Origin of the sequence: Micromonospora sp. WMMB482, assembly GCF_019038635.1 — a bacterium.
Classification (GTDB): domain Bacteria; phylum Actinomycetota; class Actinomycetes; order Mycobacteriales; family Micromonosporaceae; genus Micromonospora; species Micromonospora marina.
In genome coordinates this window covers 6,077,622-6,093,346 of record NZ_JAHOPD010000020.1, presented here as the reverse complement: position 1 = coordinate 6,093,346, position 15,725 = coordinate 6,077,622, and the positions used below count along the sequence as shown (strand labels likewise).

Sequence of the window (15,725 nt, the reverse complement as noted above, 5' to 3'; positions counted from 1 at the left end):
ATTGTTGTCGTTAACACACCGCCTGCCCGGTCTCCTCGCCCGGCCGCGCGGTGTGCCCGCGTGGATCTCTTCCGGCGGCCGCCGTGCCGGTCCGCGCCGCTGGGTGGGAGCGGGTCGGGAGGGGGCGATCCTCGTTACGCAGCTGTTGCTCGGAGGTGTCTTGACGGATGTATATGTGAGCGCTAACACTAGCTCCGTGACACGGCGGAGGTGCAAATGAGCGAAGTGGAAGCGTCCGACCGGTACGTGATCGGGGTCGACTTCGGCACGCTGTCCGGGCGGGCGCTGGTGGTCCGGGTCCGTGACGGCGCCGAACTCGGTACGGCGGTGCACGAGTACCGGCGCGGGGTCATCGAGACCGCCCTTCCCGACGGCGGCCCGGTGCTGCCCCCGGACTGGGCCCTGCAGGACCCCGACGACTACCGTGACGTGCTGCGCCACGCGGTGCCGGCGGCGCTCGCCGAAGCGGGCGTGCATCCGTCCCGGGTGGTGGGCATCGGCATCGACTTCACCGCCTGCACCGTGCTCCCGACGCTCGCCGACGGCACGCCGCTGTGCGAGATCCCGGATCTGCGGGACCGGCCGCACGCCTGGGTGAAGCTGTGGAAGCACCACGCCGCGCAGCCGCACGCCGACCGGATCAACGCGCTGGCCGCCGAACGCGGCGAGCCGTGGCTCGGCCGCTATGGCGGCAAGATCTCCGCGGAGTGGCAGTTCGCCAAGGGCCTGCAGATCCTGGAGGAGGATCCGGAGGTCTACCGGCGGGCCGAGCGCTTCATCGAGGCCGCCGACTGGATCGTCTGGCAGCTCTGTGGCGCCGAGACGCGCAACGTCTGCACCGCCGGCTACAAGGGTGTCCGGCAGGACGGCCGCTATCCGTCGGCGGACTACCTGGCCGCGCTCGACCCCGGTTTCGCCGGTTTCGTGACCAAGCTGGACGGTCCGCTGCTGCCGCTGGGCGCGCGGGCCGGCTCGCTCAGCGCCCGCGCCGCCGCCTGGACCGGGCTGCCCGAGGGCATCGCGGTCGCGGCCGGCAACGTCGACGCGCACGTCACCGCCGCCGCGGCGCAGGCGCTGCGGCCCGGCCGGCTGGTCGCGATCATGGGCACCTCCACCTGCCACGTGCTCAACGGCACCCACCTGGCCGAGGTGCCGGGCATGTGCGGCGTGGTCGACGGCGGCATCAGCCCCGGCGCCTGGGGCTTCGAGGCCGGGCAGAGCGGCGTGGGGGACATCTTCGGCTGGTTCGTCCGCCACGCCGCCCCGGCCGGTTTCGACTCGCACGAGCGGCTGACCGAGGCCGCCGCCGCACAGCCGGTCGGCGCGCACGGGCTGGTGGCGCTGGACTGGTGGAACGGCAACCGATCCCTGCTGGTCAACCACGATCTGAGCGGGATGGTCGTCGGGCTGACGCTCGCCACCCGGCCGCCGGACGTCTACCGGGCGCTACTGGAGGCCACCGCGTACGGCACCCGGATGATCGTCGAGGCCTTCGCGCAGGCCGGTGTGCCGGTCGACGACCTGGTGGTGGCCGGCGGGCTCACCTCCAACCGGCTGCTCATGCAGATCTACGCCGACGTCACGAACCGGCCGCTGAGCATCATCGGCTCCGCGCAGGGCCCGGCGCTCGGCTCCGCCATCCACGCGGCGGTGGCCGCCGGGGCGTACCCGACGATCCACGAGGCGTCCGCCGCGATGGGGCGCATCGACGAGGCTGTCTACCGGCCCGTACCGGAGAACGTGCGGGCCTACGACGCCCTGTACGCCGAGTACCGCGCCTTGCACGACCACTTCGGCCGCGGTGCGAACGACGTCATGCTCCGCCTGCGGGCGATCCGCAACGCGGCAGTCGACGCCGCCGCGGACCGCGCCGCCGCGACCCTGGAGGTGGTCGGATGAACAGCCAGGTCACCGCGTTGCGCGAGACAGTGGCCCGCCTGCACCGCGAACTGACCCGCTACGACCTGGTGGCCTGGACCGCCGGCAACGTGTCGGCCCGCGTACCCGGCCAGGACCTGATGGTCATCAAGCCCAGCGGTGTCGACTACGACGACCTGACCGCCGGGGCCATGGTGGTCTGCGACCTCAACGGCACCGTCGTCGACGGCGACGGCGCCCCGTCCAGCGACACCGCCGCGCACGCCTACGTCTACCGCGCCATGCCCGAGGTCGGCGGCGTCGTGCACACGCACAGCGGGTACGCCACCGCCTGGGCGGCCCGCGGCGAGGCGATCCCGTGCTGGCTGACCGCGCAGGCCGACGAGTTCGGTGGGGAGATCCCGATCGGGCCGTTCGCGCTGATCGGCGGCGACGACATCGGCAAGGGCATCGTCAGCACGCTGTCCGGGCACCGCTCACCCGCGGTGCTCATGCGCAACCACGGCGTCTTCACCATCGGCCGCGACGCCCGGGCGGCGGTCAAGGCCGCGGTGATGTGCGAGGACGTGGCCCGCACCGCACACCTGGCCCGCGCGCTCGGGCAGCCGCTGCCGATCGCGCCGGCCGACATCGACTCGCTCCACGACCGCTACCAGAACGTGTACGGCCAACGCCCGCCGGCGCACTGACCCCGGACAGCGCCGCGCACACCCCCCACCACCACACCCGGGCCGCTCCGGTCTCCACCGGTCGCGCGCCCGGAACATCCAACCCCGGAGGAGAATCGATGAGAAGCAGGAGCACGGCACGCACGGTCATAGCGGCCTTCGCCGGCGTGCTGCTCGCCGCGAGCATGGCCGCGTGCGGCAACAGCGACACCGGCGGCGGTTCCGGCGACGGCAACGACAAGATCGTCCTGGGCTTCTCCCAGGTGGGCGCCGAGAGTGGCTGGCGCACCGCCAACACCACCTCGATCAAGGAGGCGGCGGCCGAGGCGGGCATCGAGCTGAAGTTCGACGACGCCCAGCAGAAGCAGGAGAACCAGATCAAGGCGATCCGCAACTTCATCCAGCAGAAGGTCGACGTGATCGCCTTCTCGCCGGTGGTGGAGTCCGGCTGGGACACCGTGCTCAAGGAGGCCAAGGACGCGAAGATCCCGGTGATCCTGACCGACCGCGCCGTCGACTCGGCCGACAAGTCGCTCTACAAGACGTTCCTCGGCTCGGACTTCGTCAAGGAGGGCCGTCTCGCCGGCGAGTGGCTGGTGGAGCAGAAGAAGGCGGCGTCCGGCCCGGTCAACATCGTGGAGCTGCAGGGCACGACCGGCTCGGCACCGGCCAACGACCGGAAGAAGGGCTTCGCCGAGGCCATCGCCGCCAACCCCAACCTGAAGATCGTCGCCTCCCAGTCCGGTGACTTCACCCGCGCCGGCGGCAAGCAGGTGATGGAGCAGTTCCTCAAGGCCAACCCGAAGATCGACGTGTTGTTCGCGCACAACGACGACATGGGCCTGGGTGCGCTCGAGGCGATCACCGCGGCGGGCAAGGTGCCCGGCAAGGACATCACCATCATCACCGTCGACGCGGTGAAGGACGGCATGCAGGCCCTCGCGGACGGCAAGTTCAACTTCATCGCCGAGTGCAGCCCGCTCCTCGGTCCGCAGCTGATGGACCTGGTCAAGAAGGTCGAGGCCGGCGAGGAGGTGCCCGCCCGGATCGAGACCGAGGAGACCACGTTCACCCAGGAGCAGGCCAAGGAGGCACTGCCCAACCGCAAGTACTGACCCACCCCGGGGGTCGCCGTCGCGAGACGGCGGCCCCCGGGCCACCACCGTCTAGAAGAGGTCCGATGGGATGACGGGTAACCGTCCGGTCCTGACCATGGCCGGCATCAGCAAGACCTTCCCCGGGGTACGCGCACTGCACGACGTCGACTTCCGGCTGTTCCCGGGCGAGGTCCACGCCCTGATGGGCGAGAACGGCGCCGGCAAGTCCACCCTGATCAAGGTGTTGACCGGCGTCTACGGGACCGACGCGGGCGTCGTCACGCTCGGCGGCGAGCAGGTCTCGTTCACCGGTCCGATGCAGGCCGCCGCGGCCGGTGTCAGCACCGTCTACCAGGAGGTCAACCTCTGCACCAACCTGTCGGTGGCGGAGAACGTCTTCATCGGCCGGGAGCCCCGCCGGCTCGGCGCGGTGCGCTGGGGCGAGATGCGCCGCCGGGCGCGCGACCTGCTGGCCCGGCTCGACCTCGACCTCGACGTCTCCGCGCCGCTGGGCTCGTACTCGCTCGCGGTGCAGCAGATGGTCGCCATCGCCCGTGCGATCGACGTGCAGGCCCGGGTGCTGATCCTCGACGAGCCGACGTCCAGCCTGGACGCCGGTGAGGTCGCGCAGTTGTTCCGGATCATGCGGCAACTACGTGACGAGGGGATCGCGATCCTGTTCGTCACCCACTTCCTCGACCAGGTCTACGGCATCGCCGACCGGATCACGGTGCTGCGCAACGGCCGGCTCGTGGGGGAGTACCGCACCGAGGAGCTGCCGCAGTTCAGCCTGGTCGAGAAGATGATCGGCCAGGAGCTGGACGTACTGGAGCGGCTGGACGGGCAGCAGAAGCGCGCCACCGTCGACGCCGGTGGCGAGGCTCCGCTGGTGGACGCCGCCGAGGTGGGCCGGCGCGGCGCGGTCGCCCCGTTCAGCCTCCGTATCCACGCCGGTGAGGTGGTCGGCCTGGCCGGCCTGCTCGGTTCCGGCCGGACCGAGGTGGCTCGCCTGATCTTCGGCGCGGACCGGGCCGACCACGGCCAGGTCCGGCTCGACGGCGGCCGGGCGGCGGTGCGCAACCCGATCCAGGCCATCGCCCAGGGCGTCGGGTTCTGTTCGGAGAACCGCCGGGCCGAGGGCATCGTCCCGGAGCTGTCGGTCCGGGAGAACATGATCCTGGCGATGCAGGCGGCGCGCGGTTGGCTGCGCCCGATTCCGCGCCGCCGCCAGGACGAGCTGGTCCGCAGGTACGTGGAGGCGCTGAGCATCCGCCCGGCCAACCCGGAGCTGCCGGTGCGCAACCTGTCCGGCGGCAACCAGCAGAAGGTCCTGCTGGCCCGCTGGCTGATCACCGAGCCGCGCCTGCTCATCCTGGACGAGCCGACCCGCGGCATCGACGTCGGCGCCAAGGCCGAGATCCAGAAGCTGGTGGTGCAGCTCTCCGACGGCGGGATGGCGGTGCTGTTCATCTCCGCCGAGCTGGAGGAGGTGCTGCGCCTGAGCCACCGGGTCACGGTCATGCGCGACCGGGAGATGGTCGCCCAGCTCGACAACGACGACACGCTCGACGCCGACCGCGTCATGCGCACCATCGCCAGTGGCACGCCCCGGGAGGAGGTGACCCGATGACCGCCGTCGCCGACCGCCTCCGCCCGCTGACCGGCCACCGCCTGTTCTGGCCGGCGCTCGTGCTCGTGATCATGATCGCCGCGAACACCGTCTACCGTCCCGGCTTCCTCGCCGTCGAGGTCAAGAACGGCCACCTGTACGGCACGCCGATCGACATCCTCCGGCTGAGCGCCCCGCTGATCCTGGTCGCGCTCGGGATGACGCTCGTCATCGCCACCGGGGGCATCGACCTGTCGGTCGGCTCGCTCTGCGCGATCAGTGGCGCGATCGCCTGCCTGCACATCAGCGGGGCGGCCGACCAGAACAGCCCGGCCACGGTGGCCACCGCGCTGGCCCTGGCCTTCGGCGCCGCGCTCGTGCTCGGCGCCTGGAACGGGATACTCGTGGCGGTCATCGGCATCCAGCCGATCATCGCCACGCTGATCCTCATGGTGGCCGGGCGAGGCATCGCCCAGCTCGTCACCGAGGGCCAGATCATCACGATCAACTCCGGTCCGTACCGGGCGATCGGGCTCGGGCACTTCCTGACGCTGCCGCTGGCCATCCTGATCGCGCTCGCCGCGGCGCTGCTCGTGGCCGCGTTCACCCGCCGCACCGCGCTCGGGCTGATCGTCGAGTCGGTCGGCGGCAACGCCGAGGCCAGCCGGCTCGCCGGCATCCGGTCGCGGCGCATCGTCTTCCTCGTCTACGTGATCAGCGCCGTCTGCGCCGCGCTCGCCGGTTTCATGGTCACCGCGAACGTCTCCAGCGCCGACGGCAACGCCGCCGGCCTGTGGATCGAACTCGACGCGATCCTGGCGGTCGTCATCGGCGGCACCTCACTGGCCGGCGGCCGGTTCTCCCTCGGCGGCACCGTCCTCGGCGCGCTGATCATCCAGACCCTGACCACCACCGTGTACGCCATGAACATCTCGCCGCAGACGTCGCTGCTGTTCAAGGCGGTCGTCGTCATCGCCGTCTGCCTCGTGCAGGCCCCGGCGTTCCGTGCCCGGTTGCGCCGGCGACGGCGCGGGGCCGAACCCGGCCCGGCGGCACCGCAGCGGGAGAAGGAGCCGGTGCCGGCATGAGCAGCACGTCGTTGACCACCGGCCGGTCCTGGCGGCCCAGCCTGCCCCGCCGGCACGTCCCGGTGCTGGCCACGCTGGCCCTGCTGCTGGTCATGTACGGCATCGGCGTGTCCCAGTACCGCGCCTTCTCCAACGTCCAGGTCGTCTTCAACGTCTTCATCGACAACGGCTTCCTGCTCGTCGTCGCGGTGGGCATGACCTTCGTGATCCTCACCGGCGGCATCGACCTGTCCGTCGGCTCGGTGGTGGCGATGACCGCGATGGTGTCGGCCGCGCTGCTGCGCGACGGCCTGCCCGCGGCCCTGGTGCTGGTGATCGCGCTGCTGATCGGCCCGACGCTCGGTTTCCTGATGGGCTGCGCGATCCATTTCTTCGAGATCCAGCCGTTCATCGTCACACTCGCCGGGATGTTCTTCGCCCGGGGCATGTGCACGTTCATCAGCGACGCCTCCATCTCCATCACCGACGGCTTCTGGACCTCGATGTCGCAGCAGCGCATCGGCGATCCGGCCGGCAACTTCGTGTCGATCAGCGTGCTGATCGCGTTCGCGGTGGTGCTGATCGCGGCGTACGTGCTGGCGTACACCCGGTTCGGCCGCAACGTGTACGCGGTCGGCGGCAACGCGCAGTCGGCGCTGCTGATGGGCCTGCCGGTGGCGCGGACCCGGATCGCCGTCTACACGATCAGCGGACTCTGCTCGGCGATCGGCGGCATCCTGCTGTCGTTCTACACGCTCTCCGGCGCGCCGCTGATCGCCGTCGGGATGGAGCTGGACGTGATCGCCGCCGTGGTGATCGGCGGCACCGTGCTCACCGGCGGCTCCGGGTACGTCTTCGGCACCGTGCTGGGCGTGCTGGTGCTGGGCGTGATCCAGACCCTGATCACGTTCGACGGCAGCCTCAACTCCTGGTGGACCAAGATCGTGATCGGCGGCCTGCTGTTCGCGTTCATCCTCCTCCAGCGCCTCATCGGCATCCGGTTCAAGTGACGGTTCCTAGCGCGGAAGGCAACAACATGGCAACTCACCCCCAGCCCGAGGTCTGGTTCCTCACCGGCAGCCAGGGCCTCTACGGCGAGGACACCCTGCGGCAGGTCGCCGAGCAGTCCCGGCAGATCGCCGCGCGCCTGGACGAGTCGCCGGACATCCCCGTACGCGTGGTCTGGAAGCCGGTCCTCACCTCCAGCGCGGACATCCTGGCGGCGTGCCGGGACGCGGCCGTGCAGGGCGCGGTCGGGGTGATCGCCTGGATGCACACGTTCTCCCCGGCCAAGATGTGGATCTCCGGGCTGGACGCGCTGCGCACGCCGCTGCTGCACCTGCACACGCAGGCCAACGTGGCGCTGCCGTGGGACGACATCGACATGGACTTCATGAACCTCAACCAGGCCGCGCACGGCGACCGGGAGTTCGGGTTCATCCAGACCCGGCTCGGCGTGGCCCGCAAGACCGTCGCCGGCCACGTCACCGATCCCCGGGTCGTCGGGCGCGTCGCGGCCTGGGCCCGGGCCGCGATCGGCTGGTCGGCGGTGCGGACGCTGCGGCTGGCCCGCTTCGGCGACAACATGCGCGACGTCGCGGTCACCGAGGGGGACAAGGTCGAGGCGGAACTCCGCTTCGGCGTCTCGGTCAACACCTACGGCGTCAACGACCTGGTCGCCGCCGTCGACGAGGTGCCCGAGGCGCAGGTCGACGACCTGGTCAAGGAGTACGACGACACCTACCGCGTCGCGTCCGAGCTGCGGCCCGGCGGGGACCGGCACGACTCGCTGCGGTACGCGGCGCGCCAGGAGCTGGGCCTGCGCGCGTTCCTCGACGCCGGTGGTTTCCGGGCGTTCACCACGAACTTCGAGGACCTCGGCGGGCTGCGCCAGCTCCCCGGGATCGCGGTGCAGCGCCTGATGGCCGACGGCTACGGCTTCGGCGGCGAGGGGGACTGGAAGACCTCGGTGCTGGTGCACACGCTCAAGGCGATGGCCGTCGGCGTGCCCGGCGGCACCTCCTTCATGGAGGACTACACCTACGACCTGACGTTCGGTCAGGAGCTGATCCTCGGCGCGCACATGCTGGAGGTGTGCCCGAGCATCGCCGCCGACGTACCCAGCGCGGAGGTGCACCCGCTGAGCATCGGCGGGCGGGAGGACCCGGTACGCCTGGTCTTCGACGCCGCGCCCGGCCCGGCGGTCGTGCTGGGCATGGCGGACATGGGGGAGCGGTTCCGGCTGGTCGCCAACGCGGTGGACGTGGTGCCGCCGCCGCACCCGCTGCGCCGCCTCCCGGTGGCGCGCGCGGTCTGGCGCCCGCAGCCCGACCTGTCCGGCTCGGCGGAGGCGTGGATCACCGCGGGCGCGCCGCACCACACCGTCCTCTCCCAGGCCGTCGGCGTGGAGGAGCTGCGCGACCTGGCCGCGATGGCCCGGACCGAGCTGGTGGTCATCGACGCCGAGACGCGGCCGCACCGCTTCGCCGACGAGCTGCGCTGGAATCAGGCGTACTACCGGCTCGCCCGGGGTTTCTGAGCCGCCGCGGGCCGCCCGCGCCGGCCCGCGCGGCGCGGCCCGTGTCACGCCTTGACGAACGGCATGTTATCGCTCACAGTCGATGGATAGGGTCACCGGCACCGCTCGCGGGCCGTTCCGGGCGCGATCTGCGCCGCAGTTGCCAGGGATCCGACTCCCGCCTGGGTGGGCATCGCTGTTAGCGATAACGCCGTCGTCGGCGCGTACTGCCGTGCCCGGGCTCCGGTCGACGAAGGAGGATCGTGGTGACGGCTCGACTGTCCCGTGGACGCCTGTCCCGGCTGCTGGCCGGGGTGGTGGCGCTGCTTGTCGGCGGCGTGGTGGTGGGCGCCGTGCCCGCGCCGGTATCGGCTGCCACGGTGGACACCGGCGCGTACTACGTGCTGGTGAACCGCAACAGCGGCAAGGCGCTGGACCTGTACAACCAGGCGACGAACGACGGCGCGCGGATCACCCAGTGGACGCGCAACGACGGCGCCTGGCAGCAGTGGCAGTTCGTGGACTCCGGCGGTGGCTACTACCGGCTGCGGTCCCGGCACTCCGGCAAGGTGCTGGACGTGACCGGCGCCTCCACCGCCAACGGCGCGGCGGTGGTCCAGTGGCCCGACCACGGCGGCGCCAACCAGCAGTTCCGGCTGGCCGACTCCGACGGCGGGTACGTCCGGCTGATCAACCGGAACTCGAACAAGGTGATGGAGGTGCAGAACGCGTCCACCGCCGACGGGGGCAACATCGTCCAGTACGACGACTGGAACGGCGCGAACCAGCAGTGGCAGTTGGTCCGCGTCGGCGGCAGCCCCGGCACCCCGGGCGGCAGCTTCACCAACCCGGCCGTCTGGCAGGACTTCGCCGACGTCGACATCATCCGGGTCGGCGACGTCTACTACATGTCCGCCTCCACCATGCACTACTCGCCCGGCGCGCCGGTGCTGCGCTCCTGGGACCTGGTGAACTGGGAGTTCGCCGGGCACTCGGTGCCCCGGCTGGACTTCGGCTCGAAGTACGACCTCAGCGCCGGCGAGCACGCGTACGTGGACGGCATCTGGGCGTCGACGCTGAACTACCGGCCGAGCAACCGCACGTTCTACTGGGCCGGCTGCATCGACTTCGCGCAGACCCACATCTACACCGCCGGCGCGGTCGACGGCGCGTGGACCCGGCACGCCACCATCCCCAACTGCTACTACGACGCCGGCATGCTGATCGACGACAACGACACCATGTACGTCGCGTACGGCAACGGCACGATCAGCGTGGCCCAGCTGTCCGCCGACGGGCGCAGCCAGGTCCGGGCCCAGCAGGTCTATCAGACGCCGTCGAGCATCGGCACGCTGGAGGGTGCGCGCTTCTACAAGCGCAACGGCGCGTACTACATCTGGTTGACCCGGCCGGCCAACGGCCAGTACGTGCTGAAGTCCACCAACGGCCCGTTCGGCCCGTACGAGCAGCGGCAGGTGCTGCTCAACCTGCCCGGCCCGATCCCCGGCGGCGGCGTGCCGCACCAGGGCGGGCTGGTGCAGACGCAGACCGGCGCCTGGTACTACATGGCCTTCACCGACGCGTACCCGGGCGGGCGGATGCCGACGCTGGCGCCGATCACCTGGACCTCCGACGGCTGGCCGCAGGTGCAGACCGTCAACGGCGCCTGGGGCGCGAGCTACCCGAACCCGCTGCCGACCCGCCCGGTCAAGCCGCTCACCGGCACCGACACGTTCTCCGGCACCACGCTCGGTGTGCAGTACGAATGGAACCACAACCCGGACAACAGCAGGTGGTCGGTGAACAACGGCCTGCGGTTGCAGACCGCGAGCGTCACGAACGACCTCTACCGGGCCCGTAACACGCTCACCCACCGTATCCAGGGCCCCACGTCGACCGGCACGATCGAGCTGGACTACTCGGGCATGCGCGACGGCGACCGGGCCGGCCTGGCGATGCTGCGGGACAGTTCGGCCTGGATCGGCGTACGGCGCGACAACGGCGCGACCCGGGTGGTGATGACGAACGGCCTGACCATGGGGTCGAACAACTGGAACACCACCAGCACCGGAACGGAGATCGCGAGCGCGGCGGTGTCCGGCGGGCGGATCTGGCTGCGGGCCAACGCCGACATCCGGCCCGGCTCGGGACGGCAGGCACGGTTCTCCTACAGCACCGACGGGTTGAACTTCGTACCGCTCGGGAACGCGCTGACGCTCAACAACGCGTGGCAGTTCTTCATGGGGTACCGGTTCGGCTTCTTCAACTACGCCACCCAATCGCTCGGTGGCGCGGTGACGGTGCGGCAGTTCTCGTTGACGACACCGTGACAACGGTCACCATTCGCGGCCGTTGACACATCTTCGACGCCCGGGGTGGGGCACCGGCAATCGCCGGAAATGCCGCACCCCGGGCTCGATTCCACCGCTTCCGAGCTGCCTGTTCACGCCGCTGCGTAACGGAAGGGAATGAGCCGCCAGGCCGACTCCGCGATATCGCCGCACCGCGGTGGGAACGGTGATCGACGGTGCCGATACCCGTGGGACCGCTGGCGTACACTGTCGCCACCCGGGCCGGTCCGGTCGAGATCGACCGGGTGCGGCCGCGGGCAGTGGCGAAAGTGAGGTGGCCGTGCGCGGTCCTGCGATGACGGACGTGGCCCGCCTCGCCGGGGTGTCGCACCAGACGGTCTCCCGGGTGCTCAACGGGCATCCCAACGTGCGTGAGCAGACCCGGCTGCGGGTGCAGGCCGCCATCACCGAACTCGGCTACCGGCCCAACCGCGCGGCCCGCGCGCTGGTGACCGGCCGGTCCCAGGTGATCGGCGTGGTCGCGCAGAACACCACGCTCTACGGCCCGGCGTCGCTGCTCGCGGCGCTGGAGCAGACCGCCGCCGAGGCGGGTTTCGCGGTGAGCGTCGGCAGTGTCCGCGACCTCGACCACCGCTCCATCTCGGCCGCCGTGGAACGGCACCTGGCACACCGGGTCGCCGGCATCGTGGTGATCGCGCCGGTCGAGTCCGCCGGGGAGGCGCTGGAACGGCTGCCCCAGGACGTGCCGCTCGTGACGGTCGACGGCGATCCGCGGCGGCCGATCCCGCTGGTGACGGTCGACCAGGTCGCCGGTGCCCGGGCCGCCACCGAGCACCTCCTCGCCGCCGGGCACCGCACGGTGTGGCACGTGTCCGGCCCGTCGGACTGGTTCGACAGCGCCGGCCGGATCGAGGGGTGGCGCGAGGCGCTGCGGCAGGCGGGCGCCGAGATCCCGCCGCTGGTCCCGGCGGACTGGTCGGCGGCGGCGGGCTACCGGTGCGGGCAGATGCTGGCCCGGATGCCGGAGGTGACCGCCGTGTTCACCGCCAACGACCACCTGGCGCTGGGCGTGCTGCGGGCGCTGCACGAGCACGGCCGTCGCGTCCCCGACGACATCAGCGTGGTCGGGTTCGACGACGTGCCCGAGGCGGCGTACTTCATCCCGCCGCTGACCACCGTCCGGCCGGACTTCGGCGCGGTCGCCGCGGCGAGCCTCGACCTGCTGCTGGCGCAGATCGAGTCGCAGACCGCCGGGCCGCTGCGGCAGACGATCGCGCCGACCCTTGTTCCGCGCCGCAGCGTCGGCCCGCCGCCCGCCCGCTGAGGCGGTCGCGGCCGCTCACCCTCGTCGGCCCGCTGAAGGGCCGGCACTCGCTCACCCGCTGCGAGACGGGCGGGTCCGCCCATCCGTGGCCCGATCCCGCGACGCGAGGTCCGGTCGTCAGTGGTCCGCGCGACGAGCGCGCGCACGCCGCGCGACCAGCAGCACGATCCCGGCGACCACGACCAGACCGGCGACCGCCCCACCGGCAAGCAGCGCCACCGGCGGGCCGTCGTCGCCGGACCGCGGACCGGAGGCGTCCGGCTCGCCCGCAGCGTCCGCGTCGGTCGACGCGGCAGCGGCCGCCGGCGCGGGAGCCGACGGTGAGTCGGGAGCCGACGGCACGGGCGCGGCCGGGTCGGCGACGGTGAAGCGGTACGACCCCTGGACCGGGTGGCCGTCGCGGGAGACCACCCGGTACGCGACGGTGTAGGTGCCGTTGCCCAGCGGCTCGTCGATCGTCACCGTGCCGGTGGCGCCGTCCACAGCCGGTGCGGAGGTGGGCACCTTGCGCTGACCGGCGTCGCTGACCGTGATGGTGGTGTAGGAGGGGTTCAGCCGTTGCAGGAACCGCAGCGTGACCTGCGTGGGCGCGGCGGTGAGCCGGGCGTCGCGTGCCGGCGTGGCCTCCTGGAGGGAGTTGTGCGCCGCCGCGGGCGTGGCCGGGACCAGCAGCAGGGCGGTGAAGACCGCGGCGAGCAGCGCGGTGACGGAACGGGTACGCATGACGCGCCTTCCTGTGGTGGTCAGCCGAGCAGTTGCCGGCCGATCCAGCCGCCCTCGGGGCAGCCGGGCGGTACGGCGAACACGGCGGAGCCGATCGGGGTGGTCCACTCGTTCAGTAGGTCGCGCTCGGCGAGCCGGCGTTGGATGGGCAGGTACTGGCCGGCGATGTCGGCCTGGTACGAGGCGAAGACGAGCCCGCTGTCCGCGTCGCCCTCCGGGGTGGGCACGCCGTCGTAGTTGTAGGGCCGGCGCAGGATCTTCTGCCGGTCGTCGGTGACGCGGGCGCGGGTCAGGTGGGAGAAGTCGGGTATGACGGTGAGCCCGTCCGGGCCGAGGGCGGCGAAGTCCGGCTCGTCGTGTTCGGCCCGGCCGGTCAGCGGTGCGCCGGTGTCGAGGCGCCGCCCGACGGCGAGTTCCCGGTCGGTGCGGCCGAGCAGATCCCAGGTCTCCAGGTTCATGCTGATCCGCCGTACCACGAGCGTGGTCGAGTCCCGCAGCCAGTCAGGTCCGTCGGTCACCCACACCGCGGTGTCCGCCGGCGTGCCGGGCTTCGGGTTGGCGGTGCCGTCGAGCTGCCCGAACAGGTTGCGCTGAGTATGTCCCGGCTCGGCTCCGGCCGCCCGCCGGAAGCCCTGCTGGACCCAGCGGACGACGGCGAACGGACGGCTGTCCTTGACCAGGACCCGCTGGGCGTGGGCGACGGTGAGCGGATCGTCGGCGCAGATCTGGAGCAGCAGGTCCCCGCCGGACCAGCGGGGTTGCAGCCGGTCGATGCCGAACGCGGGCAGCTCGGCCACCGAGGCCGGCCGGCGGTCGTCGAGCCCGGCGGCGGCGTAGAGCCCGGGACCGAAACCGAACGTGACCGTCAGCCGGGCGGGCAGCACGCTCAGCTCCGGCTCGGTGTCGGCCAGCGCCGGGCGGCCCTGGGTGAGCCGCGCCGCGTCGTCGGAGAGCAGCCGCAGCATCCGCCCGATCGCCGCCCGGTCGGTGCCGGGACGCAGTGTGAACGCGACGAACGCGGCGTGTGCCTGCGGGTCGGTGGTGACCCCTGACTGCCGGGCGCCGTGGAACGGCTCGACCGCGCTGCCCACCTGCGCCACCGGAACCGGTTCGGCGGGGCGTACCCCCGGGCCGCCGGGGCGGGCGGCGGCGAGGGCGCCCGCCCCGGCCAGCGCGCCCCCGGCGGCCATCGCGCCGCCGGTGAGCAGGCCACGCCGGCTCACCCGGCGGGCGGTGGCGGGACGGTCGCTCATGACGCCGGGCTCATGCTCATCTCCGGCATCGGGGAGTCACCGTGACCGGGGGCGTAGGACTCCTGGGCGCCGGTGAACGGCTTCGCCACCGCGGTGAACGTCTGGGTCCGGCCGTCGGCGAAGGTGAGCGTGAAGCTCAGCTCGTCGCCGGCCTTGACCGGCTTGGCGAGGTTCATCAGCATCAGGTGGTCGCCGCCGGGCTCCAGCGTCGTGCTGGAGCGCGCCTTGATCACGATACCGCCGTCCTTGGCCTGCATGACCATCTTGCCGTCCTTCATGGTCATCTCGTGCAGTTCCATCGGGGAGACCTCGGTGGCCGCCTTGGTGATCGTGACGTCGGCGTCGCCGTCGTTGACCAGCGTGCCGAACGCGGCGGTCATGCCCTTGTCGGCGGCCTTCACCCACGGGTCGCGGACGGTGAGCACGCCCGCCGCCGCGTCCGCCGACGCCGAGGCCGAGGCCGATGTCGGCGTGGCGGCGGACGGCGTGCCGGAGGACCCGCAGGCGGTGACCGACGCAGCGAGCACGGCGGCGCCGATCAGGGCGGCCGGGCGCAGGAATCGGCGGCTGGTGGTGCTGGGCATGATGTCGTCCCCTCGAAGATCCGGTGTTCGTACCGTTTGTCGGCTCGGGACGCCGGATAGTTCCGGCCGGAGCGGTCGGGCATGTCACACCCGGCGGCGGACCGTCGCGGACCCGGGATCGGCGGTGCGCCCGGAAGGCATAATGGTTCCGGGTGTCACGTGGCGCGCCGGGGCGCGGCCGGACGAGGGTGCCGGGCGGGCGCCCGGATGAGGGAGGCGACGGTGACGCAGGCGACGACCGGGGCGACCCGCAACACCCGTCAGCGCGCCGAGGTGCTGGCGCTGCTGCGGGAGCTGGACGGCTTCCACAGCGCGCAGCAGCTGCACCAGATGCTCGTCCAGCGGCAGGCGAAGGTCGGCCTCACCACGGTGTACCGGACGCTCCAGATGCTCGTCGACAACGGCGAGATCGACTCGGCCCGGCTGCCCGGCGGCGAGCACCTCTACCGCCGCTGCAGCCAGAGCCGCCATCACCACCACCTGGTCTGCCGCCGTTGCGGCCGGGCCGTGGAGGTGGCCGGCCCCGGCGTGGAGCGGTGGGCCGACCAGGTCGCCGCGCAGCACGGGTTCACCGATGTCGGGCACACCCTGGAGATCTTCGGCATCTGCGACCGCTGCGCCGCCTGAGCCGCCGCCGCAGGCGGTGACCCGCCCGCGGCGAGCCGCCGTCAGCAGTCGCGCAGCGCCGGTGA

General features: G+C 71.9%; 13 protein-coding genes. 10 read left to right on the top strand and 3 right to left on the bottom strand.

The genetic code is table 11. From position 1 onward, the window contains the following. The first annotated feature begins 216 nt into the window (after positions 1-216). The 9 genes from araB to KSK32_RS29665 all read left to right on the top strand — a co-directional run bounded on the left by araB (position 217) and on the right by KSK32_RS29665 (position 12,473). Complete coding sequence (gene araB / locus KSK32_RS29705) at positions 217-1,899, top strand: ribulokinase (protein WP_216934741.1); 1,683 nt, start codon at positions 217-219, stop codon at positions 1,897-1,899. Beyond that, the gene (locus KSK32_RS29700; RefSeq protein WP_216934739.1) at positions 1,896-2,567 is read left to right on the top strand and encodes an L-ribulose-5-phosphate 4-epimerase; all 672 of its coding nucleotides are present in this window, start codon (positions 1,896-1,898) and stop codon (positions 2,565-2,567) included. The genes araB and KSK32_RS29700 overlap by 4 nt, the downstream gene beginning before the upstream one ends. Before the next feature lie 98 nt (positions 2,568-2,665). Further along, positions 2,666-3,661 carry an ABC transporter substrate-binding protein gene (locus KSK32_RS29695; protein WP_216934737.1) on the top strand — a complete coding sequence of 332 codons (996 nt, stop codon included), beginning with the start codon at positions 2,666-2,668 and terminating at the stop codon, positions 3,659-3,661. Between the two features lie 70 nt (positions 3,662-3,731). Next, positions 3,732-5,273: a sugar ABC transporter ATP-binding protein gene (locus tag KSK32_RS29690; protein WP_216934735.1), complete on the top strand. Its 1,542-nt coding sequence runs from the start codon at positions 3,732-3,734 to the stop codon at positions 5,271-5,273. Then, positions 5,270-6,340 (top strand): ABC transporter permease, encoded by a 1,071-nt coding sequence (locus KSK32_RS29685; protein WP_216934734.1) that lies wholly within the window; start codon positions 5,270-5,272, stop codon positions 6,338-6,340. Before KSK32_RS29690 ends, KSK32_RS29685 begins: the two co-directional genes overlap by 4 nt. Then, positions 6,337-7,329 carry a galactofuranose ABC transporter, permease protein YjfF gene (gene yjfF / locus KSK32_RS29680; protein ID WP_013286824.1) on the top strand — a complete coding sequence of 331 codons (993 nt, stop codon included), beginning with the start codon at positions 6,337-6,339 and terminating at the stop codon, positions 7,327-7,329. Before KSK32_RS29685 ends, yjfF begins: the two co-directional genes overlap by 4 nt. A 26-nt stretch (positions 7,330-7,355) precedes the next feature. Continuing rightward, the gene (gene araA, locus KSK32_RS29675) at positions 7,356-8,858 is read left to right on the top strand and encodes an L-arabinose isomerase (protein ID WP_216934732.1); all 1,503 of its coding nucleotides are present in this window, start codon (positions 7,356-7,358) and stop codon (positions 8,856-8,858) included. A gap of 245 nt (positions 8,859-9,103) precedes the next feature. Then, entirely contained in the window at positions 9,104-11,167 is a 2,064-nt protein-coding gene (locus KSK32_RS29670; protein WP_216934725.1) for an RICIN domain-containing protein, read from the top strand. Positions 11,168-11,483: 316 nt separating this feature from the next. Continuing rightward, positions 11,484-12,473, top strand: coding sequence for a LacI family DNA-binding transcriptional regulator (locus KSK32_RS29665; RefSeq protein ID WP_216934723.1), 990 nt, complete (start codon positions 11,484-11,486; stop codon positions 12,471-12,473). A 117-nt stretch (positions 12,474-12,590) separates the two neighbouring features. On the opposite strand, the gene KSK32_RS29660 is transcribed toward KSK32_RS29665, so the two are convergent. From KSK32_RS29660 to KSK32_RS29650, 3 genes are read right to left on the bottom strand one after another with little or no spacing between them, the layout of a single operon-like run. Then, on the bottom strand, positions 12,591-13,196 hold the full coding sequence (locus KSK32_RS29660; RefSeq protein WP_216934721.1) for a copper resistance CopC family protein: 606 nt from the start codon (positions 13,194-13,196) through the stop codon (positions 12,591-12,593). A gap of 20 nt (positions 13,197-13,216) precedes the next feature. Beyond that, the gene (locus tag KSK32_RS29655; RefSeq protein WP_216934720.1) at positions 13,217-14,449 is read right to left on the bottom strand and encodes a Dyp-type peroxidase; all 1,233 of its coding nucleotides are present in this window, start codon (positions 14,447-14,449) and stop codon (positions 13,217-13,219) included. Beyond that, positions 14,446-15,033: a copper chaperone PCu(A)C gene (locus tag KSK32_RS29650; protein ID WP_216934719.1), complete on the bottom strand. Its 588-nt coding sequence runs from the start codon at positions 15,031-15,033 to the stop codon at positions 14,446-14,448. The genes KSK32_RS29655 and KSK32_RS29650 overlap by 4 nt, the downstream gene beginning before the upstream one ends. A 207-nt stretch (positions 15,034-15,240) precedes the next feature. Between KSK32_RS29650 and KSK32_RS29645 the strand changes: the two genes are divergently transcribed. Then, the gene (locus KSK32_RS29645; protein WP_216934718.1) at positions 15,241-15,660 is read left to right on the top strand and encodes a Fur family transcriptional regulator; all 420 of its coding nucleotides are present in this window, start codon (positions 15,241-15,243) and stop codon (positions 15,658-15,660) included. The last annotated feature ends 65 nt before the right edge of the window (positions 15,661-15,725 follow it).

What these genes read in the sequence shown, in the direction of transcription:
- araB (WP_216934741.1), top strand. Translation starts at nt 217, where the DNA reads ATGAGCGAAGTGGAAGCGTCCGACCGGTACGTGATCGGGGTCGACTTC.
- KSK32_RS29700 (WP_216934739.1), top strand. Translation starts at nt 1,896, where the DNA reads ATGAACAGCCAGGTCACCGCGTTGCGCGAGACAGTGGCCCGCCTGCAC.
- KSK32_RS29695 (WP_216934737.1), top strand. Translation starts at nt 2,666, where the DNA reads ATGAGAAGCAGGAGCACGGCACGCACGGTCATAGCGGCCTTCGCCGGC.
- KSK32_RS29690 (WP_216934735.1), top strand. Translation starts at nt 3,732, where the DNA reads ATGACGGGTAACCGTCCGGTCCTGACCATGGCCGGCATCAGCAAGACC.
- KSK32_RS29685 (WP_216934734.1), top strand. Translation starts at nt 5,270, where the DNA reads ATGACCGCCGTCGCCGACCGCCTCCGCCCGCTGACCGGCCACCGCCTG.
- yjfF (WP_013286824.1), top strand. Translation starts at nt 6,337, where the DNA reads ATGAGCAGCACGTCGTTGACCACCGGCCGGTCCTGGCGGCCCAGCCTG.
- araA (WP_216934732.1), top strand. Translation starts at nt 7,356, where the DNA reads ATGGCAACTCACCCCCAGCCCGAGGTCTGGTTCCTCACCGGCAGCCAG.
- KSK32_RS29665 (WP_216934723.1), top strand. Translation starts at nt 11,484, where the DNA reads ATGACGGACGTGGCCCGCCTCGCCGGGGTGTCGCACCAGACGGTCTCC.
- KSK32_RS29660 (WP_216934721.1), bottom strand. Translation starts at nt 13,196, where the DNA reads ATGCGTACCCGTTCCGTCACCGCGCTGCTCGCCGCGGTCTTCACCGCC.
- KSK32_RS29655 (WP_216934720.1), bottom strand. Translation starts at nt 14,449, where the DNA reads ATGAGCGACCGTCCCGCCACCGCCCGCCGGGTGAGCCGGCGTGGCCTG.
- KSK32_RS29650 (WP_216934719.1), bottom strand. Translation starts at nt 15,033, where the DNA reads ATGCCCAGCACCACCAGCCGCCGATTCCTGCGCCCGGCCGCCCTGATC.
- KSK32_RS29645 (WP_216934718.1), top strand. Translation starts at nt 15,241, where the DNA reads ATGAGGGAGGCGACGGTGACGCAGGCGACGACCGGGGCGACCCGCAAC.